This is a genomic window from Chelativorans alearensis, assembly GCF_010993735.1.
Lineage (GTDB): Bacteria > Pseudomonadota > Alphaproteobacteria > Rhizobiales > Rhizobiaceae > Chelativorans > Chelativorans alearense.
Genome location: NZ_WQNI01000004.1, coordinates 13,879 through 33,350, shown reverse-complemented (window position 1 = coordinate 33,350; position 19,472 = coordinate 13,879). Strand labels below are relative to the sequence as shown.

The 19,472-nt window shown below is 64.1% G+C and carries 18 protein-coding genes; 5 read left to right on the top strand and 13 right to left on the bottom strand.

Annotated elements, in window-relative coordinates:
- Positions 1-131 precede the first annotated feature (131 nt).
- The 6 genes from tgt to GPJ75_RS07425 form a co-directional block, all read right to left on the bottom strand.
- Complete coding sequence (tgt, locus tag GPJ75_RS07450; RefSeq protein ID WP_163266713.1) at positions 132-1,262, bottom strand: tRNA guanosine(34) transglycosylase Tgt; 1,131 nt, start codon at positions 1,260-1,262, stop codon at positions 132-134.
- Complete coding sequence (gene queA / locus GPJ75_RS07445; RefSeq protein WP_163266710.1) at positions 1,259-2,329, bottom strand: tRNA preQ1(34) S-adenosylmethionine ribosyltransferase-isomerase QueA; 1,071 nt, start codon at positions 2,327-2,329, stop codon at positions 1,259-1,261. Before queA ends, tgt begins: the two co-directional genes overlap by 4 nt.
- Before the next feature lie 86 nt (positions 2,330-2,415).
- Complete coding sequence (locus GPJ75_RS07440) at positions 2,416-2,895, bottom strand: peptidylprolyl isomerase (protein ID WP_163266708.1); 480 nt, start codon at positions 2,893-2,895, stop codon at positions 2,416-2,418.
- 16 nt (positions 2,896-2,911) lie between these two features.
- Positions 2,912-3,493, bottom strand: a complete 582-nt coding sequence (locus tag GPJ75_RS07435) for a peptidylprolyl isomerase (protein WP_163266706.1) — start codon at positions 3,491-3,493, stop codon at positions 2,912-2,914.
- Between the two features lie 26 nt (positions 3,494-3,519).
- Complete coding sequence (gene coaD, locus GPJ75_RS07430) at positions 3,520-4,020, bottom strand: pantetheine-phosphate adenylyltransferase (RefSeq protein WP_163266704.1); 501 nt, start codon at positions 4,018-4,020, stop codon at positions 3,520-3,522.
- Between the two features lie 63 nt (positions 4,021-4,083).
- Positions 4,084-4,695 carry a LysE family translocator gene (locus GPJ75_RS07425; protein ID WP_163266702.1) on the bottom strand — a complete coding sequence of 204 codons (612 nt, stop codon included), beginning with the start codon at positions 4,693-4,695 and terminating at the stop codon, positions 4,084-4,086.
- 224 nt (positions 4,696-4,919) lie between these two features.
- Here GPJ75_RS07425 and GPJ75_RS27575 point away from each other — a divergent pair, with 224 nt between their 5' ends.
- The gene (locus GPJ75_RS27575; RefSeq protein ID WP_281354756.1) at positions 4,920-5,054 is read left to right on the top strand and encodes a hypothetical protein; all 135 of its coding nucleotides are present in this window, start codon (positions 4,920-4,922) and stop codon (positions 5,052-5,054) included.
- A gap of 27 nt (positions 5,055-5,081) precedes the next feature.
- Here the strand turns inward: GPJ75_RS27575 and GPJ75_RS07420 are convergent, their stop codons facing one another.
- The 3 genes from GPJ75_RS07420 to GPJ75_RS07410 all read right to left on the bottom strand — a co-directional run bounded on the left by GPJ75_RS07420 (position 5,082) and on the right by GPJ75_RS07410 (position 9,603).
- A complete protein-coding gene (locus tag GPJ75_RS07420; protein ID WP_163266700.1) occupies positions 5,082-5,468 on the bottom strand; it encodes a VOC family protein in 387 nt (128 codons plus the stop codon).
- Positions 5,469-5,514: 46 nt separating this feature from the next.
- Positions 5,515-8,292 (bottom strand): DNA gyrase subunit A, encoded by a 2,778-nt coding sequence (gyrA, locus tag GPJ75_RS07415; RefSeq protein WP_163266698.1) that lies wholly within the window; start codon positions 8,290-8,292, stop codon positions 5,515-5,517.
- Positions 8,293-8,847: 555 nt separating this feature from the next.
- Complete coding sequence (locus tag GPJ75_RS07410) at positions 8,848-9,603, bottom strand: NYN domain-containing protein (protein ID WP_163266696.1); 756 nt, start codon at positions 9,601-9,603, stop codon at positions 8,848-8,850.
- Between the two features lie 405 nt (positions 9,604-10,008).
- Between GPJ75_RS07410 and GPJ75_RS07405 the strand changes: the two genes are divergently transcribed.
- Both GPJ75_RS07405 and GPJ75_RS07400 read left to right on the top strand, forming a co-directional pair.
- A complete protein-coding gene (locus tag GPJ75_RS07405) occupies positions 10,009-10,641 on the top strand; it encodes a LysE family translocator (RefSeq protein ID WP_163266694.1) in 633 nt (210 codons plus the stop codon).
- A gap of 354 nt (positions 10,642-10,995) precedes the next feature.
- On the top strand, positions 10,996-11,598 hold the full coding sequence (locus GPJ75_RS07400; protein ID WP_163266692.1) for a dihydrofolate reductase family protein: 603 nt from the start codon (positions 10,996-10,998) through the stop codon (positions 11,596-11,598).
- A 286-nt stretch (positions 11,599-11,884) separates the two neighbouring features.
- On the opposite strand, the gene GPJ75_RS07395 is transcribed toward GPJ75_RS07400, so the two are convergent.
- The 4 genes from GPJ75_RS07395 to GPJ75_RS07380 all read right to left on the bottom strand — a co-directional run bounded on the left by GPJ75_RS07395 (position 11,885) and on the right by GPJ75_RS07380 (position 13,952).
- Positions 11,885-12,280: a DUF4168 domain-containing protein gene (locus GPJ75_RS07395; RefSeq protein ID WP_163266690.1), complete on the bottom strand. Its 396-nt coding sequence runs from the start codon at positions 12,278-12,280 to the stop codon at positions 11,885-11,887.
- Positions 12,281-12,660: 380 nt separating this feature from the next.
- Positions 12,661-12,981 (bottom strand): hypothetical protein, encoded by a 321-nt coding sequence (locus GPJ75_RS07390; RefSeq protein ID WP_163266688.1) that lies wholly within the window; start codon positions 12,979-12,981, stop codon positions 12,661-12,663.
- A 46-nt stretch (positions 12,982-13,027) separates the two neighbouring features.
- Positions 13,028-13,426, bottom strand: a complete 399-nt coding sequence (locus tag GPJ75_RS07385) for a hypothetical protein (RefSeq protein ID WP_425483125.1) — start codon at positions 13,424-13,426, stop codon at positions 13,028-13,030.
- A gap of 37 nt (positions 13,427-13,463) precedes the next feature.
- Positions 13,464-13,952 (bottom strand): single-stranded DNA-binding protein, encoded by a 489-nt coding sequence (locus GPJ75_RS07380; protein WP_163266686.1) that lies wholly within the window; start codon positions 13,950-13,952, stop codon positions 13,464-13,466.
- Between the two features lie 955 nt (positions 13,953-14,907).
- Here GPJ75_RS07380 and uvrA point away from each other — a divergent pair.
- Positions 14,908-17,832, top strand: coding sequence for an excinuclease ABC subunit UvrA (gene uvrA, locus GPJ75_RS07375; protein WP_163266684.1), 2,925 nt, complete (start codon positions 14,908-14,910; stop codon positions 17,830-17,832).
- An 825-nt stretch (positions 17,833-18,657) separates the two neighbouring features.
- Entirely contained in the window at positions 18,658-19,425 is a 768-nt protein-coding gene (locus GPJ75_RS07370) for an alpha/beta hydrolase family protein (RefSeq protein ID WP_163267019.1), read from the top strand.
- Positions 19,426-19,472 lie beyond the last annotated feature (47 nt).

Sequence of the window (19,472 nt, the reverse complement as noted above, 5' to 3'; positions counted from 1 at the left end):
ATTTCTATAAGTTACATGCGAATGCCCGTTCGGCGACCATTCTGCCCGCGATTTCTACACGCGATCGCACGGTTCTGCCTGCGAAATAGGCAGAGTGCGGGGGCGCCGGCATCCCATCTAAAGCCAAGCACCTACAGCGCCGCCAAATCCCCCCGCGCCCATTCTTCCCGCATCCCGGCGGCCCGCTCTTCAAGCAGCCCTTCCTCGATCGCCGCACGGATGTCGGCCATGAGCCGCTGGTAGTAGGCAAGGTTGTTCCAGGTGAGCAGCATGGCGCCCAGCGCCTCGCCCGACTTCACCAGATGATGCAGGTAGGCGCGGGAGTAGTCGCGGGCGGCGGGGCAGTCGCTCTCCTCGTCCAGCGGCCGGGGGTCCTCGGCGTGGCGGGCGTTCTTCAGGTTGATCTTGCCGCGCCTCGTATAGGCAAGGCCGTGGCGGCCGGCCCTTGTCGGCATCACGCAGTCGAACATGTCGATGCCGCGGGCGACGGACTTCAGGATATCGTCCGGCGTACCCACCCCCATCAGGTAGCGCGGCTTTTCCGCCGATAGCGCCGGGCATGTCGCCTCCAGCACCTCGAGCATCACCTCCTGCGGCTCGCCGACGGCAAGGCCGCCGACGGCATAGCCCTTCAGGTCCATGGCCGAGAGCACGGCCGCCGAGCGCGCGCGAAGATCGGGATCGATACCGCCCTGGACGATGCCGAACATGGCCTTGCCCGGCTGGTCGCCGAAGGCGTCCTTGCAGCGCTCGGCCCAGCGCAGCGACAGCTCCATCGCCCGCTCGACATCCTTTCGGGGCGCCGGCAGGCGCACGCACTCGTCGAGCTGCATCTGGATGTCGGCGTCGAGCAGGCCCTGGATTTCGATGGAGCGCTCCGGCGACATCTCGTAGACCTGCCCGTCCACATGGGAGCGGAAGGTCACGCCCTCCTCCCGGATCTTCCTGAGCGCGGCCAGCGACATGACCTGGAAGCCGCCCGAATCGGTGAGGATCGGATGCGGCCAGCGGGCAAATTCATGCAGGCCGCCGAGCCGCGCCACCCGCTCGGCCCCCGGCCGCAGCATCAGATGGTAGGTGTTGCCGAGGACGATATCGGTGCCCACCGCCTGCACCTGGTCCATATACATGGCCTTGACCGTGCCCGCCGTGCCGACCGGCATGAAGGCGGGCGTGCGCACCGTGCCGCGCGGCATGGAAATCTCGCCGCGCCTAGCCTGGCCGTCGCTCGCAAGCACGCGGAATGTGAAGGTGTCGCTCAACTGTCTTTCCTGAAAAGCAGGGTAGCATCGCCATAGGAATAAAAGCGATAACCATGTTCGATGGCGTGGCGGTAGGCCTCTTTCATCGTCTCGAGCCCGCTGAAGGCCGAGACCAGCATGAAGAGCGTCGAGCGCGGCAGGTGGAAATTGGTCATCAGCGCGTCGACGGCGCGGAACCGGTAGCCGGGCACGATGAAGATATCGGTCGCGCCGGACCAGGCGGCAATCTCGCCGCTTGCCCCTGCCGCGCTTTCGAGGAGCCTGAGCGACGTCGTGCCGACCGAGACGATGCGCCCGCCCCGCGCACGCACGGCGTTGAGGGCTTCGGCCGTCCCGGCACCCACCTCGCCCCATTCGGCGTGCATCCTGTGCGCCGCGGTGTCGTCCGCCTTGACGGGCAGGAAGGTGCCGGCGCCCACATGCAGCGTCACGAAATGGCGCTCGATGCCGGCAGCATCGAGCGCGGCGAACAGTCCCGGCGTGAAGTGGAGGCCGGCGGTAGGGGCCGCGACAGCCCCCTCCTCGCGGGCATAGATGGTCTGGTAGTCCGCCTGGTCGCGCTCGTCGTCCGGCCGCTTCGAGGCGATATAGGGCGGCAGCGGCATATGCCCGGCAGCGGCAATCGCCTCGTCGAGCACGGGGCCGGAAAGGTCGAAGACCAGCAATGCCTCGCCGCCCTCGCCTTTCTCGGCCACAGTCGCTTCCAGCGTTCCCAGAAAGCAGCTTTCGCCGTCATGGCCGAACTGGATGCGCTCGCCCACCGCCACCCGCTTCGCCGGCTTCAGGAACGCCTTCCAGCGGTCGGGGCCGGTGCGCATGTGCAGCGTCGCCTCGATATGCGCCACGGCCTCGCCGCGCCTGCGCAGGCCCGAGAGCCGCGCGGGAATCACCTTGGTGTCGTTGAACACCAGCGCATCGCCCGCCCGCAAGAGCTGCGGCAGGTCGCGCACGATACGGTCTTCGAGCCCGTCCCCGACCACAAGCAGCCGCGCGGAATCGCGCGGGCTCGCCGGCCGCAGCGCGATCCGGTCTTCCGGCAGCTCGAAGTCGAAGAGGTCGACACGCATGGGTGAGTGAGTAGCGAGTAGTGAATAGTGAGTAGTGAGCAGCGAGTAGCGAAGACTTCACTACTCACTACCTCACTACTCCCTACTCACTCCGTCACATCCGCCGCGACCTTCATCGAAACGATCGAATCGGGCTCGCGCACCGGCTCGCCCCGCTTCAGGCCGTCGATGCTTTCCATGCCCTCGATCACCTGGCCCCAGACCGAATATTGCCGATCGAGCCACGGTGCCCGGTCGAAGCAGATGAAGAACTGCGAGTTGGCCGAGTTGGGGTTCTGCGACCGCGCCATGGAGCAGGTGCCGCGCTCGTGCGCCGTGTTGGAGAACTCGGCCGCAAGATCCGGCTTTTTCGAACCGCCCATGCCGGTGCCTGTCGGGTCGCCCGTCTGCGCCATGAAACCTTCGATGACGCGGTGGAAGACGACGCCGTCGTAAAAGCCGTCGCGCGTCAGCTCCTTGATGCGCTCCACATGGGCCGGCGCGAGGCCGGGCATGAGTTCGATCACCACCCTGCCCTTGGTGGTTTCCATGAGAATGGTGTTTTCCGGGTCTTTGATTTCGGCCATCTGGGATAGTCCTTTCCTATTCGTCGGCGGCGACGGTGACGCGCACCATGCGGTCGGGGTCGGCGACCGCGCCATTCGCGGCCTGATCGCCCTTCTTGATCTGGTCGATATGTTCCATGCCGGATTCCACCTCACCCACAACGGTGTAGCCGCCGTTAAGGTGCGGTGCCGGCGCGAACATGATGAAGAACTGGGAGTTGGCCGAGTTGGGGTCCTGCGACCGCGCCATCCCCACCGTTCCGCGCTCGAAGGGCGCGTCGGAGAATTCCGCCGGCAAATCGGGCAGCGCCGAGCCGCCGGTACCGGCACGCTGCGGATCAAAACCCTCCTCCATGTCGCCGAACTCCACATCGCCGGTCTGCGCCATGAAGCCGTCGATCACCCGGTGGAAGGCGACATTGTCGTAGGCGCCTTCGCGCGCCAGCGTCTTGAGGCGTTCGACGTGCTGAGGGGCAAGGTCCGTGCGCAGCGCTATCTCCACCGTGCCGCCGCTGAGCTCGATGACGAGCGTATCCTCCGGTTCCGCCGCCTGGGCGGGGCCGGCGAGCGCAAGGCTTGCGGCGAGGCAAAAAGGTGCTGCGAAGGAAAGAAGGCGCATGAGGATAGTCTCCTGGATTTTTCGGCTCAGGCGGCGAACTTGGCTTTCAGCGCGCGCGCCACGACGGCCGGAACGAAGGGCGTGATATCGCCGCCCATCGATGCGATCTGGCGCACGAGTGTGGCGGTAATGGTGCGCACGGACGGGCTTGCCGGCAGGAACACGGTCTGCAGGTCCGGCGCCATGGTCTCGTTCATGCCGGCCATCTGCATCTCATAGTCGAGATCGGTGCCGTCGCGCAGGCCGCGGATCATGATGGAGGCGCCATGGGCGCGCGCCGCGTCCACCACGAGATTGTCGAAGGCGACGACCTCGATGCGCGCCCCGTCCTCGTCCAGTTCGTCCTCCGCGGCACGCTTGATGAGCGTGGCCCGCTCCTCATAGGAAAAAAGCGGCGTCTTGCCCGGATGCAGGCCGATGCCGAGGACGACCGTATCGGCCACCGTGAGCGCGCCCTTAAGCACGTCCAGATGGCCGTTGGTCAGCGGGTCGAAGGAGCCGGCATAGAAGGCGGTGCGCGTCGTCATGGCCGAGCTTCTATCGCGCCTTGCAGGCGAAGGCAATTCGCCCCGATGCCCTCAAATCGCCCCTCACCGGCGCGACAGCGCCAGCCACAGGCCGCCGCCGATGAGGCAGGTGCCGGAGATGCGCTCGACAAGCTTCACCCGCGCCCTTGTCAGCCGCGCGCCGGCCCCGCTGGCGGCGAACGCGTATAGCGAATCGCTCACCGTGGCGACCGCCATGAAGATCGCGCCGAGGAGCATGGTCTGCCACACCGGATTGCCCGCCGGATTGACGAACTGGGGAATGAAGGCGCCGAAGAAGAGCAATGCCTTGGGGTTCGACCAGATGACGATGAAGCCCTGCAGCACGAAGGAGCGGCCCACCGGCACCGTGTCCGCGCCGCCGAGCGAGCCGTCCGAGCGCCACATGCGGATACCGAGCCAGATGAGATAAGCCGCGCCGATCAGGCGCAGGACCTCGAAGATGCTGCCCATGGCGCCGACGATCGCCGCCAGGCCGAAGGCCAGAACGCCAATCATGAGCACGAGACCGACCTGCGTGCCGAGCACGTTGAGCAGCCCGGCGCGCGCGCCATGGCGCAGCGAATTGGCGATGATGACCGTCACCGACGGCCCCGGCACGATGACGATGATGAAGCAGGCGACGATATAGGAGATGAGAGCGGCATGGTCCGGCATGGAGCAGTCCTCGTGGCAATGTGTGAACGAAGCCACAGACGGACGGCAAAGGCAAGGTGCAGTGTCCGGGGCCAAGGTCCGTCGGGCCACCCTTGGATGAACAGAACCTAAACGGAACGTTCAGGGCCCGTTCCCGCCGCCTCTGCGAAGGTGGCGTCAGTTGGGGCGGTCATGGCGGAACAGAAACGAGCCGTCGCCCGTTATGATGCCAAGGAGGCAGACCGATGCTGATCTTCACGCTCGCAGCCGCAATGACCCTTGCCATGCTGATCGCCACCGCGTTCGGCCTTCACCAGGAAGCGCAGCGCGTAAGGCTGGAGAACCGGATCAGGTCCGATCGAACCGATTATCGCTGGTGACATCGGAAAGACGGATATAGCGCTGCTTCAGCCGGCTGAAAGCCGATTGCTGACCTCCACCAGATTGCCGTCCGTATCCCTGAAGTAAACCGACATGAGGGGACCGGTGGCGCCTTGGCGTTCGCCGGGGCCTGCCACGATCTCCACCCTTTCACGAGCCAGACGCGCAACGACCGCCGCCATCGGCATGTCCGTCAGCAGACAGAAATTGCCGCTTCCGGGGACCGTGTTGCGCGCGATGCCCGGCGCGGCGCGCGCATCCTGCAGGCTGATCTTGTGGGCGCCGAAGTGCAGCGACCATTTGCCTGGCCGCTCCTCGCGCGGCTCCATCCCCAGCACGCGTTCGTAGAACCGGCATGTCGCCGCCACATCCGTGACAGTGAGCACGAGGTGATCAAGCGTATGGACCTGCATGGGGCGCAGCCTAGACCGCGCCGCACGCCATGGCCAGACACGCGCCCTATGCCTGCGGGGTTCCGTCCTCCGGCGCCTCCGGCGCGGCGGCGCCCTCCTCCGCCTCGTCCTCGCCCTGCGGCTCGGAAATCCGCTCGACCGAGACCACCCGCTCGCCGTCCGCCGTGTTGAAGATGGTCACGCCCTTGGTGGCGCGGCTGGCGATGCGGATACCGTCGACCGGGACACGGATCACCTGGCCGGCGTTGGAGACCAGCATGATCTGGTCCTCCGGCGCCACCGGGAAAGCGGCGATCAGGGGGCCGATCTCCTCGCGCTTGGAGATGTCGGTGGCGCGGATGCCCTTGCCGCCGCGGCCGATGACGCGGAAATCGTAGGAAGACGAGCGCTTGCCGTAGCCAAATTCGCTGACGGTGAGCACCAGTTGCTCGCGCGCCTTCAATTCTTCGTAGCGCTCGGGCGACAGGTCGGCCTCCTCGCCCACCTCCTCGTTGGTGAGCGCGATCTCCTCTTCCTCGCCGCCATTGGCCAGCCGCCGCTCGGCGGCCGCCTGTTTCAGATAGGCCGCGCGCAAGGCCGCATCGGCCTCCACGTGGCCGAGGATCGCCATGGAGATGACGCGGTCGCCGTCGGCCAGGTTGATGCCGCGCACACCGACCGAGTTGCGCCCGGCAAAGACGCGCACGTCGGTGACGGAGAAGCGGATGCACTGGCCGGAAGCGGCCGTCAGAAGCACGTCGTCGTCCTCGGTGCAGGTGTAGACGCCGAGGATCTCGTCGCCCTCCTCGTCGAGCTTCATGGCGATCTTGCCGTTGCGGTTGACCTGCACGAAGTCGGACAGCTTGTTGCGCCGCACGGTGCCGCGCGTGGTGGCGAACATCACGTGAAGCGCGTCCCAGCTCTCCTCGTCCTCCGGCAGCGGCATGATGGAGGTGATGCGCTCGCCCTCCTGGAGCGGCAGCATGTTGCGCAGGAACTTGCCGACAGACTGCGGCGTGCCCTGCGGCAGCCGCCAGACCTTCTCCTTGTAGACGATGCCGCGCGAGGAGAAGAAGAGGATGGGCGTGTGCGTGTTGGCCACGAACAGCCGCGTGACGAAATCCTCGTCCTTGGTCGACATGCCCGAGCGGCCCTTGCCGCCGCGCGCCTGCGCCCGGTAGATCGACAGCGGCACGCGCTTGATGTAGCCCTTGTGCGTGACGGTGACGACCATGTCCTCGCGCTGGATGAGGTCCTCGTCCTCCATGTCGGCGCCGCCCTCGGTGATCACCGAGCGGCGCGGCGTGCCGAACTCGTCGCGAACGGCGGTCAGCTCGTCCTTGACGATCTGCTGGATGCGGGCACGCGAGGAGAGGATCTCGAGGAATTCCTGGATCTCGGCGCCGATCTTGTTCAATTCGTCGGCGATCTCGTCGCGGCCGAGGGCGGTCAGCCGCTGCAGGCGCAGGTCGAGGATGGCGCGGGCCTGCTCCTCGGAAAGGTTGTAGGTGCCGTCCTCGTTCACCTTGTGGCGCGGGTCGGCGATGAGGAGGATCAGCGATTCGACCTCCTCTGCCGGCCAGCGCCGCTCCATCAGCTCTTCGCGCGCCGTCTGCGGGTCGGGCGCGCGGCGGATGAGCTTGATGACCTCGTCGATATTCGCCACGGCGATCGCCAGGCCGACCAGCACATGCGCCCGGTCGCGCACCTTGCGCAACAGGTACTTCGTCCTGCGGCTCACCACGTCCTCGCGGAAGGCGACAAAGGCCCTGAGCATGTCGAGGAGCGTCATCACCTCGGGCTTGCCGCCGTTGAGCGCCACCATGTTGCAGCCGAAGGAGGTCTGCAGCGGCGTGAAGCGGTAGAGCTGGTTGAGGATGACCTCGGCGTTGGCGTCGCGCTTCAGTTCCACCACCACGCGGTAGCCCAGGCGGTCGCTCTCGTCGCGGATGTCGGAGATGCCCTCGATGCGCTTGTCGCGCACCAGTTCGGCCATCTTCTCGATCATCATCGCCTTGTTCACCTGGTAGGGAACCTCGGTGACGATGATGGCCTCGCGCTCGCCGCGGATCTGCTCGATCTCCACCTTGCCGCGCATGATGACGGAGCCACGGCCCGTGGAATAGGCGCTGTGGATGCCGGAGCGGCCGAGGATGATGCCGCCGGTTGGGAAATCCGGCCCCGGTATCATCTCCATCAGGCGCGAAAGTTCGATCGCCGGATCGTCGATGAGCGCGATACTGCCGTCCACCACCTCGGTCAGGTTGTGCGGCGGGATGTTGGTCGCCATGCCGACGGCGATGCCGCCGGAACCGTTGACGAGCAGGTTGGGAAAGCGCGCCGGCAGCACGCGCGGCTCCTGCGCCGCACCGTCATAGGTGTCCTGGAAGTCGACCGTCTCCTTGTCGATATCCTCCAGAAGCTCGTGCGCCACCTTGGTCAGGCGCGATTCCGTATAACGCATGGCCGCCGGCGGATCGCCGTCGATGGAGCCGAAATTGCCCTGCCCGTCGATGAGCGGCAGGCGCATGGACCACGGCTGCGCCATGCGCACGAGGGCATCGTAGATCGCCGCGTCGCCATGCGGGTGGTATTTACCCATCACATCGGCGACGGGCCGCGCCGACTTCACATATTTGCGGTTCCAGTGATAGCCGCTCTCGTGCGAGGCGTAGAGGATGCGCCGGTGCACGGGTTTCAGCCCGTCGCGCACGTCGGGCAGCGCCCGGCTCACGATCACGCTCATGGCGTAATCGAGATAGGAGCGCTGCATTTCCTCGATGATGGAGATGGGCTCGATGTCGTCGGGCTCGCCCGGCCCGCGCGGCGTCGTCTGGTCGGTCAAATCAGGTCACATTCAGCTATGAGAATCATTCCCTTCCTTATATAGGAAGCAGCACCGATTCTCCAACGGGAACCGGCGTTATTCACGGTGGAAATGGCGCGAAATTTCAAGAAGATAGCGCTTTTGTTCGCACGTGCGGCATGAACCGCCGCGGAACGGCCACATTTGGCGAGGCCGGCTGCACCGGCGGACGCATAGAGAAGCGGCATCGCGCACCGGTTGGGCCGGCGTTGGATTGCCGACCCGCGATAGACCGCCCTGCCCTCAGGCCAGTTTTCACTCCTTGCCCGAGGATCCACGGCCAGGCAGCGCCATCGGCAAAATCGGCCTCCGGCCAATCCACCGAGGCGCCACATCCGCAGCACCATCCCGCCCACGCGACGAAGGGTAGTGTCTCAGTTGAATTTCGGCTCTCGACCCTCTGCGGAAGTTCGTTCTCACAAGGTCGAATTCGCAGGACGCCGTAAGCGGTCAGACCGTTTACGGCCCCAGTTCTGCCGTACAAAGGTAATTCGATCAACTGTCAGCGTTTGACTCTGTTGCCCACGAGGCCAATTACGATTTCCGACTCGTTGAGGCTCTCTTCGGTGCTGGCTTTTCGCGGATACGGACGGCTCGCCCTTCTGGATGCTCGATCTCGAAGGCGTTAGTCTTGCGGACAAGATCGCTCAGCTTGCGGAAGCCGAAATTGCGCGGATCGAAATCCGACGACAGGTTAGCCAGCTGCGTTCCTACAGCCCCAAGCGGTGCCCAGCCGTCTTCTGTCTCCATCTGATCGAGAACGCGCCGGATGATGGGTGTGGCCGCGCTCGGCGGCTGAAGGGGCTTGGCTCTGCTGCCTGCAGCCTCGACATTGGCAGGCGCATCCGGGAGCAAATTCTCGGTGTAGGTGAAGCGTCGACAAGCCTGCCGGAAGCTCTCTGGCGTCTTCTGCTCCCCGAACCCAAAGACATCGACGCCCTGTTCACGAATACGAGCGGCGAGCCGCGTGAAGTCGCTGTCGGACGAGACCAAACAGAAGCCGTCGAAACGGCCGCTATGCAAAAGGTCCATCGCATCTATGACGAGGGTAATATCGGAGGCATTTTTGCCGGTCGTGTAAGCGAACTGCTGCTGCGGAATGATTGCATGCCGTGCCAAGACATCAATCCACGCTTTCGATCTTGAGCTGGCAAAGTCGCCATAGATGCGCCGAACGCTTGCCTCACCTATCTTCGCGATTTCATCGAAAAGTCCGTCGACGATCTTGGCCGAAGCGTTGTCGGCGTCGATTAGCACAGCGAGGCGTGGGGAGCGCGTTTCTATAGCCATTGTCCAAGAGACCTTCCGGGCATGCGTGCTTTGGCAACCTATCACGCGTATCGTTGCACAGCGATGTCTGGGATTCAGCTCAAACCGGGTAATATCTCACAAGGCTTGGAAATCGCCACAGGTGGCCAGTGACTTCGGATCCACCTGATAGAATGTCCGCTATCCGCCTTCCAGAGCCGAAAGCGGATGATCAGCTCCCGGCCCCGAACACGCCATTCGGCGATCGGCTTGGCGATGACCGCTAGGTCCGCAAGCCGGTCGCTGGGCTGTCGCCCGCCCTCTTGCCGCTCTGTCCGTTTCCGCTTGCCTGCACGGCGAAAATCACATTGATTGATCCATCATCGGCGGTTTTTCGATGATACCGGATCGGCGCCGATATCGCGTCGGATCGGGTGGAGGTGCCTTGTGCCCGGGTTGGAATATCTGCTGCCGTTTCTGCTGACCGCCCTGCTCCTTTCCATCACGCCGGGGCCGGGGCTGCTTTATATCGCCGCTCAATCGATGGGACGGGGCCAGAAGGCCGGCTGGTTTTCAGCGGTTGGAACGCACTTCGCCAGCTATGTTCATATCGTCGCCGCGGCGTTCGGACTGAGTTTGTTCCTTGTCGCGGTGCCAACCGCCTATCTCGCTCTGAAAATCGTCGGCGCAACCTATCTTTTCTGGCTCGGTATCAAGTTTTTGATGACCGAGGAACAGGACACGGGGCAAAGCCTGAAGTCGCAACCACACTCGCATATCCGCGCTCTCAAGGAGAGCTTGATCGTCGAGTTGACCAACCCGAAGTCCGCTGTGTTCTTCATTGCTTTTCTGCCACAGTTTTCGGACCGGAATGCATCCTATCCGATCTGGCTCCAGATTATCCTGTTGGGCATTATCGCGAACATGATTTTTACCCTCGCCGAAATCTCGTGTGTGATCTTCGCGGACAAAGTCTCGTCTTTTCTGAAGAAATCGCGATCGGCCGGTCGTTGGATGCGACGCGCTTCCGGATCGGTTCTGATAGCGCTCGGCGCAAATCTGCTTTTCTCCGAACGCTGAGCCAGATCCGCAAGGCAAAAGTTCAGCCGACCTGGCGAATGGCGGCTTCGTCCGCAAACCGGTCAAAGGGCTGTCGCATGCCAACTACAATATTGAGCCCGGTCCAGTCGTTCCCGCCACACCTCAGGAACGACCGCTGTACGCCCCAAATGCGACGTCTGAGAAGTGGTCTGCGTGGCCAGTTGATAAACACATCGCTTGCTAATTGGTTCGCTCGGATATCCGCGCCGAAATTAAGGTGCGGCACGGCGCAGAAAAAGAGTTTCCCCGGATTGTCGTGAGACGCCACGGCCTTTCGTCCTTGGGACATAGTGCAGATCTACCGATCGCAACGTGGCTGAGGAGGCTGATTCGATGGGTATAGTGCAAGCGCAAGCGATCATGTCTCTGGACGGTTACGTCGCCAAACAGGACAACACGATCGGCCGGTTGTTCGACTGGCTTCAGAACGGCGAGGTCGCCTTGCCGACCCCGGCCGGAGACTTCGAGGTCCACCTCAGCCCGCCCAGCGCGGAGTTCTGGCGGCAGTGGGTCTCCTCTCTCGGGGTGCTGGTCTGCGGTCGCACCTTGTTCGACGTGACCAAGGGCTGGCACGGCCGACACACGCTGGATGTCCCCGTCGTCGTGGTCACGCATCACGTCCCTACGGACTGGGTCGACGCTCACCCCGACGCGCCGTTCTCCTTCGTGACGGACGGCGTGGAAGCCGCGATCGTACGTGCCCAGGAGATTGCCGGCGACCGCGTCGTCTCCGTCACCGGAGGGACCATCGCTAAGCAGTGCCTGGACCTCGGATTGCTGGACGAGGTAGCCGTCAACCTGGTTCCGGTGGTGATGGGTGAGGGCAACCGCCCCTTCTTCGGTCAACTCTCTTCAAACGACGTCCTACTCGGCAACCCAACGGTATGCGTTCAGGGCGACCGCGTAATTCACATGGTCTTCCCGGTGCAGCGGTGACTCGACGCGGGAGATACAGGTGTCATGATAAACGGTTTCGTGGCCATGTCCGCTTGTGCAGGTCGGCGCTCGTAAGCAGACAGTCTCGTAACGGCCTCCGAACACGTCATTCGGCAATCGGCTTCGCGACGACCGCTTAGTCCGCAACCTTCTCGTTCCGATGTGGAAGACGAAGGACGGTCTTCCACACCCACTGCCGAAACCCAAACTGAGGCACGACCCGACGAAGGTTTCCACCGCGATGTGCGGCGGGCTGGCGTCGGCGCCGGCCCGCCGCCACCGCAGCTTACTGGCTTGCCTGGCCGATCGCGTCCGTCAGCCGCTGCGCCAGATCGGGGTCGGCCTGTGCCGACTGGATGATCTGGTTGTACTCGTCGACCGAGATGCCGTCGGTCTCCTCCACGGCCTGCAGGATCTTCTCGCCGGCCTCGTTCTGGAGCTGCTGCTGGCGCTCGGCATCGTCGCCGGCTTCCTGCAGTTGCTGCGTGTATTGCTGCTTCAGGTTCTCGACCTCGAGAAAGGCGACGGCGAAGGACTGCAGCTTCTCGTCGGTGACTGCCGGCGCCTCCATGGCCGGTTCGGAGGGCTGGTTGGCATCCTGGGCCAACGCGTGGAGTGCGAAGGCGAGACCGGCCGACAGGCACGCCGCCATGAGCAGTTTTTTCGAACCGTTTGCGATCATCTATTCCTTGATCCTTTTAAACGTCTTCGTCCGGCGGGCTGGGCGCATCCCAAACCGCAACGCCGCCCCGACGGGTTCGCCAGCGGGCGGCATGGCTTACATGGAGCACCGATGTGGCGGAAGAAACGCCGCCCGCCCGCACAGCGCATCATTTCCGCTTAACCCGGGAAAGAAATCCTGACCGCAGGCGGGGTTGCCATGCCCGATTACAGACATGATCGCCGGCCAGCACATCGCCCGAAAATCGGAATCGGTTTTCGGAAAGCGCGATGCGCAGATCCAATAACGACAGTGTCCTTTGTACGTCCTGGAGCAATTCCAGGAAAAGTGGAAACCGGTTTTCCGTTCGGAATTGTGACAAAACAAGGAGTTAGACCAGTTCATCGATTCCATGAGACGATGAACTGGTCTAAAGGACACACCGCGCCGTAGGAGGCCGCACCGGCCAATCCCGACCGGATGCAAAAAAGCCTTAAGATGCCAATGGCGTCCACCAGGTAGCCGAAGCCGCCCGGGATGTCGTTCCAGGAGATGCCGACAAGGCCACCGGCATCGCTGCGCCTGGCCGCAAGAAGGGCGCGCCGACGCTCCATGTCGGCGGCGACCACCTTCAGATGCCCGGCGGCGGCCGCCTCGAAGCTGCCTTCCGAGACCCTTCCGAACAGTTCCGCGCCGCACGCGTCTCCACCGGAGTGCCTCAAAGCGCCCTCCTCCCGCCGGTCCGGTGCAACGCGGTGCGCTTCGCCGTCACCGGTCCGGCAGCGCCAGCCTCACCTCGCCCCCGCCATGGCCGTGGACGGAATCGCGGACGCGGACGACGACATGCGTCACGCCCTCGGGCACCGCGACGCCGCTAAGGCTGCGGGTAAAGGGCTGCTCGTCCACATGCGGATGCGCAAGGACGCGGGTGGCAAGAACGGTTCCATCCTCGTCCAACACCTCCCACCGGTCGGCATAATGGTCCCAGCCCTCGTCCCCATGGGCAACGGTGACGTCGAAACGATAGGTGCCGCCCGCCTCCGGCCGGATATCCACGGCCTCGACATCGGCCTCACCGGCCATGGAGGTTGCGGCGGAAAGAAACAGGATGCCGGCACAAGCTGCCGCCTGCGCCAAGGCCCGACCATGCAGCGCGCCAACCGTCAATCCCCGGCCTCCTTCCGCGAAGGGGCGCGGCGGCAAACTAGAACGGAATCTCGTCATCCAGGTCGCGCGAATAACCGCCGCCGCCGCCGGCGGCGTTCTCGGCCGGGCCCGACTGGCCGAAGTCGGAGCCGCGCGCGCCGCCGCCATAGCCCACCTGCCCTTCGCCGCCCTGGCCGCGCGAATCCAGCATCTGCAGTTCGCCGCGGTATTTCTGCAGCACGACCTCGGTCGTATAGCGGTCCTGGCCGGACTGGTCGGTCCATTTGCGCGTCTGAAGCTGGCCCTCGATATAAACCTTCATGCCCTTCTTCAGATACTGCTCGGCCACCTTGGCGAGGTTGTCGTTGAAGATCACGACATTGTGCCACTCGGTGCGCTCGCGCCGCTCGCTCGTGTTGCGGTCGCGCCACGTCTCGGAGGTGGCAATCCGCATATTGACAACCGGATCGCCGGAATTGAGCCGCCGGATCTCCGGATCGGCTCCCAGGTTGCCCACCAAAATGACCTTGTTCACGCTGCCCGCCATGGCATCACTCCACTCGTCCGAAATTACGCGTCCCTAAAGGCCGGCCTGCACTGCAGGTAAAGCCGGCAACTCCCGTCGGAGCCATCGCGACCTTATCCGATCCACCGCACACATGCTCGCTCCAACGGGCGAAGCGTCCGTCCGTCCACAACACAATTTTGTTCTCTTTTTGTTCATAGCGCGATTTTCACGCCGCTGCAAGATGCTTCGATGCTTGCCCGGCGATCGGCCGCCGCAAAAGGGATATGCGGACAGGGAAAGGCCCCGCCGCCGCTTCATCTCGGGCGCGCAGGGGCCACTTTCATTTTTTCGTGCCGGGAGTATTTTACCGGCGTTGGTCAGGACGCGCGACATCACTCGCGTTCGTCCAGCATACAAGTTATCGATGTATTGTAAGCAGCCGTCTGGAGATCTGACGCCTCTGCCGTCGCGGCACAGGCTACGGCTTCCGATCAACGCCGTTCCGGAAAAGCGCCTTGCCTCCGGAGCCGCGCGTGGCAAGCCTCTCAGCCCAGGGTCGGCTGTGGCTCCACGCTCAAGGTGGAGCCTGTCGGACAGTCGGGTGGAGTCATGCCTCCCTCCTGGTTCGTTGCTCCTGATCTCACCGTCCACACGTCAGCGCCAGGTTGCCCCGGCGCCCGTCTTGGCCAGCGGACGAGGCGACTTTGCGCCCACATGGGGCCACCCGTCAAGGCCTGCCGCCCCCACGGCGCGAATTGTGATCGGCCGAAAGCGGCTCCACCGTCGACAGGAAGATGTCAGGATACCGTTCGTTCTTTGTTCTTTCTACTTGCCCTTGAAGGGAAAAGCTGGAAAAGATGCCGGGGTTATCCATGATTAGCCTGGCGGCAGGGTTGCGGCCTGCGCCTTTTGTGGCGAGCTTCGCATCCCTAAATGAAGCCCGGCCGGCGCCTGCCGGCCGTCCCTTATAGTTTAGACAAGGCAGCGACGGGGCATGCCCGACCACAAGCTGATTTCCATTCGCGGCGCGCGCGAGCACAATCTGAAGAACGTCGATCTGGATCTCCCCCGCGAGAAACTGATCGTCATGACCGGCCTGTCGGGCTCCGGCAAGTCGTCGCTCGCCTTCGACACCATCTATGCCGAGGGCCAGCGGCGCTATGTGGAGAGCCTGTCGGCCTATGCCCGGCAGTTCCTGGAGATGATGCAGAAGCCGGACGTCGACCAGATCGACGGCCTGTCGCCGGCCATCTCCATCGAGCAGAAGACCACCTCGAGGAACCCGCGCTCGACGGTCGGCACCGTCACCGAGATCTACGACTATATGCGCCTGCTCTTCGCCCGCGTCGGCGTGCCCTATTCGCCGGCGACGGGCCTTCCCATCGAAAGCCAGACGGTGAGCCAGATGGTCGACCGGGTGCTGGCGCTCGAGGAGGGAACCCGGCTCTACATCCTCGCCCCCATCGTGCGCGGCAGGAAAGGCGAATACCGCAAGGAGCTGGCCGAGCTGCAGAAGAAAGGCTTCCAGCGCGTCAAGGTCGACGGCGCGTTCTACGAGATCGCCGACGTGCCGGCGCTGGACAAGAAATACAAGCACGACATCGACGTGGTGGTGGACCGCGTCGTGGTGCGCCCGGACCTTGCTACAAGGCTCGCGGATTCGCTGGAGACCTGCCTCAGACTGTCGGAAGGGCTGGCGGTGGCCGAATACGCCGACCGCCCCCTGCCCGACGCGCAGACCGCCGAGGGCGGCGGCGCCAACAAGTCGAAGAACGAGACGCACGAGCGCCTCATCTTTTCGGAAAAATTCGCCTGCCCCGTCTCCGGCTTCACCATTCCGGAGATCGAGCCGCGGCTGTTCTCCTTCAACAACCCCGCCGGCGCCTGCCCCTCCTGCGACGGGCTCGGCAGCCAGCGCGCCATCGATCCCGATCTCGTGGTGCCGGACGAGAACGCGATCCTGCGCGAGGGCGCCATCGCGCCGTGGGCCAAATCGACATCGCCCTACTACCTGCAGACGCTGGAGGCGCTGGGCAGGGAATACGGCTTCAAGGTCGGCAACCGCTGGAAGGAGCTGTCGGACGAGGCGAGAGAGGCCGTCCTCAACGGCACGGGCGAAAGGAAGATCGTCATCGACTATGACGACGGCCTGCGCTCATACCGCACCACCAAGCCGTTCGAGGGCGTGGTCACCAACCTGCAGCGGCGCTGGAAGGAGACCGAATCTGCCTGGATGCGCGAGGAGATCGAGCGCTACATGTCGGCCTACCCCTGCCCCGCCTGCGGCGGCCACCGCCTGAAGCCCGAGGCGCTGGCCGTCAAGATCGCCGGCCTGCACATCGGCGAGGTCACGGAGATGTCGATCCGCAAGGCAGGCGACTGGTTCAACACCCTGCCGGAAAAGCTCAACGTCAAGCAGAACGAGATCGCCACGCGCATCCTGAAGGAGATCCGCGATCGCCTCAACTTCTTGAACGACGTCGGCCTCGACTATCTGACCCTGTCGCGCAACTCCGGCTCGCTGTCGGGCGGCGAGAGCCAGCGCATCCGCCTTGCCTCGCAGATCGGCTCCGGCCTCACCGGCGTGCTCTACGTGCTCGACGAGCCGTCCATCGGCCTGCACCAGCGCGACAACGACCGCCTGCTCGCCACGCTCCGCCACCTGCGCGACCTCGGCAACACGGTCATCGTCGTCGAGCATGACGAGGATGCGATCCTCACCGCCGATTACGTGGTCGACATCGGCCCCGCGGCCGGCATCCACGGCGGCCGCATCATCGCCGAGGGCACTCCCGGCGACATCATGGCCAGCCCCGCCTCGATCACCGGCAAGTACCTCACCGGCGATCTCGCCATCCCCATGCCGGAGAACCGCCGCAATATCCCGAAGAAGCGGCGCATCCGCGTCGTCGGCGCCCGCGCCAACAATTTGAAGAACGTCACCGCCGACATCCCGCTCGGCACCTTCGCCTGCGTCACCGGCGTGTCGGGCGGCGGCAAGTCGACGCTCCTGATCGAGACGCTCTACAAGGCCGCCTCGCGCCGCATCATGGGCTCGAGAGAGCACCCGGCCGAGCACGACCGCGTCGAGGGGCTGGAGTTCCTCGACAAGGTCATCGACATCGACCAGTCGCCCATCGGCCGCACCCCGCGCTCCAATCCGGCCACCTACACCGGCGCCTTCACCCCCATCCGCGACTGGTTCGCCGGCCTGCCCGAGGCCAAGGCGCGCGGCTACCAGCCCGGCCGCTTCTCCTTCAACGTCAAGGGCGGGCGCTGCGAAGCCTGCCAGGGCGACGGCGTCATCAAGATCGAGATGCACTTCCTGCCGGACGTGTACGTGACCTGCGACGTCTGCCACGGCAAGCGCTACAACCGCGAGACGCTGGAGGTCACCTTCAAGGGCAAGTCCATCGCCGACGTCCTGGAGATGACGGTCGACGAAGGCGTCGAGTTCTTCTCCGCCGTGCCCGCCGTGCGCGACAAGCTGACGACCCTCGCCCGCGTCGGCCTCGGCTACATCCACGTCGGCCAACAGGCCACCACCCTTTCGGGCGGCGAAGCCCAACGCATCAAGCTCGCCAAGGAACTCTCCAAACGCGCCACCGGCAAGACCCTCTACATCCTCGACGAACCAACCACCGGCCTCCACTTCCACGACGTGGCAAAGCTCCTCGAAGTCCTCCACGAGCTCGTCGACCAAGGCAACACGGTCGTCGTCATCGAGCACAATCTGGAGGTCATCAAGACCGCCGACTGGATCCTCGACCTCGGCCCCGAAGGCGGCGACGGCGGCGGGGAGCTAGTGGTCGCGGGCTCCGTCGACGATGTTATGGCGGAGAAGCGGAGCTATACGGGCCAGTTCCTGCGCGAGCTCCTGGAGCGGCGGCCGGGCAGGAAGCGGGAAGCGGCGGAGTGAGGGGGCGCGATAGAGCGGCGCGCACGTCCCCGCTTCGTCATCAGGGCTCCGAACTCAGGTTAACGACATCGCATCGCCCCCCACTCCGACCGGTGGAGCCTGTCCTCGGGCTCGCCGAAGGCGAGACCCGGGGGCGGCCACCTCTCCCCCGCTCGACGGGGGAGAGGAAGTGCAAATCGCGCCGCTTGGCGCCCTTCCTCTCCCCCGGGCAGGGGGAGAGGTGGATTGCGAAGCAAGACGGAGTGGGGGTGATTTGCGCTGCATTAACCTGAATTCGCAGCCCTGGCTTTGTCATCCTCGGGCTTGAGCCCTAAGGATCCATGCGGGAACGCCATCGGCCGGGTACGGCGGCGATCCCCTGGATCGCCTCGCTACCTCTTCATCCCCGGCGTGAATATCCGGGTGAACGCCCCGTTCCTTCGCGCCCCTCTGGTCCTGAGCTTTGTCGAAGGGCCGGACATCCCCCCACAAGGGCAGGGCTATCGCATATGGATTGAGTCTTCGTTCGGCTTCGCCGGACCCCCACCCTCAATCCCTCCCCTCAAGGGGGAGGGAGGTGCGGCCGAGCACGCCATCGTCCCCCTTCCCCCTTGAGGGGAGGGGTTAGGGGTGGGGGTCCGAACAAGGACTCAGAATCCATATGCGATAGCCTTGCCCACAAGGGGGAGATCGGCGCCTTTGCGGTCTTCGCCAACGTTCGGCGTTACTGGCAGGCAAGTGTCGATTGACACGGTTGGCCGCATGGCGAGGCTCTCCCATACGACGCAATTGCGGACATTGACACGCTCTCGGGGCGCCATATCGTTGGCCTGCAAACTGGACCTGGTGGTGGATATATCAGTAGTGACGCGACATCTAATTGAACGAACTGACGGAGCCGCTGTTGAACTTTTTCAAGCGCAGGCCTCCAACGCCACACCTACGGGAGCAATACTGTTTGTCCATGGCAATCAGGGTGGCCTTCTTATCGGCGCGAAAGAGATCGTCGATAATGGGACGCTGCTTCGCTTCTCGACTGGCCTGAATATCACGGCGGCAGCGGTCTCGCAGGCTGGTTTCGGCGCTTCAGACGGCCCTGCCGATTTCTGCGGCCCAGGCACTCAGCAGACGATCATGGCCGCTCTGTCCTTTCTGAAGGAGCAGCCGTCTATCGATCCTGAGCGTATCGTTCTTTATGGTAACAGCCGTGGGGCTGTTGCATCGGCAATGGTCGCCGCCCAGGTATCCGATCTACGAGCAATCATTCTGTCCAGCGGCGTCTACGATCTCAAAGCGGCCTTTGAAAAGAGTTCTCGTGGCTTGCGACAGGCAATCCAGAAAGAGGCGGGCCTATCGCGCAAAGCCTTTCTGGCCCGCTCGGCCTTGCATCATGCGCATAAAATCCGGTCGGAAACTTTGCTTTTACACGGAAGGCACGACGACCGTGCTCCAGTTGCCCAAGCAGAGATATTCTCCGAAGCCCTGTCCGACGCTGGCGTTCCAGTCACTCTCAGCGTGTTCGAATGCGGACATCGAATTCCGCGCGAATACTCGCAAGGGGTTCTCCGCCCCTTCCTAGAAAGGGTGTTCGATTCCATCGTAGCGCATCACTAAGCTGGAAAGGGCGCTGTGGGCTCAAACGGTGAGTTCGCTGCGGGCAG

What these genes read in the sequence shown, in the direction of transcription:
- GPJ75_RS07420 (WP_163266700.1), bottom strand. Translation starts at nt 5,468, where the DNA reads ATGCAGGTCCATACGCTTGATCACCTCGTGCTCACTGTCACGGATGTG.
- coaD (WP_163266704.1), bottom strand. Translation starts at nt 4,020, where the DNA reads ATGACGACGCGCACCGCCTTCTATGCCGGCTCCTTCGACCCGCTGACC.
- queA (WP_163266710.1), bottom strand. Translation starts at nt 2,329, where the DNA reads ATGCGTGTCGACCTCTTCGACTTCGAGCTGCCGGAAGACCGGATCGCG.
- GPJ75_RS07380 (WP_163266686.1), bottom strand. Translation starts at nt 13,952, where the DNA reads ATGGCGGGCAGCGTGAACAAGGTCATTTTGGTGGGCAACCTGGGAGCC.
- uvrA (WP_163266684.1), top strand. Translation starts at nt 14,908, where the DNA reads ATGCCCGACCACAAGCTGATTTCCATTCGCGGCGCGCGCGAGCACAAT.
- GPJ75_RS07440 (WP_163266708.1), bottom strand. Translation starts at nt 2,895, where the DNA reads ATGGCCGAAATCAAAGACCCGGAAAACACCATTCTCATGGAAACCACC.
- GPJ75_RS07410 (WP_163266696.1), bottom strand. Translation starts at nt 9,603, where the DNA reads ATGGCTATAGAAACGCGCTCCCCACGCCTCGCTGTGCTAATCGACGCC.
- GPJ75_RS07400 (WP_163266692.1), top strand. Translation starts at nt 10,996, where the DNA reads ATGGGTATAGTGCAAGCGCAAGCGATCATGTCTCTGGACGGTTACGTC.
- GPJ75_RS07425 (WP_163266702.1), bottom strand. Translation starts at nt 4,695, where the DNA reads ATGCCGGACCATGCCGCTCTCATCTCCTATATCGTCGCCTGCTTCATC.
- GPJ75_RS07435 (WP_163266706.1), bottom strand. Translation starts at nt 3,493, where the DNA reads ATGCGCCTTCTTTCCTTCGCAGCACCTTTTTGCCTCGCCGCAAGCCTT.
- GPJ75_RS07395 (WP_163266690.1), bottom strand. Translation starts at nt 12,280, where the DNA reads ATGATCGCAAACGGTTCGAAAAAACTGCTCATGGCGGCGTGCCTGTCG.
- GPJ75_RS27575 (WP_281354756.1), top strand. Translation starts at nt 4,920, where the DNA reads ATGCTGATCTTCACGCTCGCAGCCGCAATGACCCTTGCCATGCTGATC.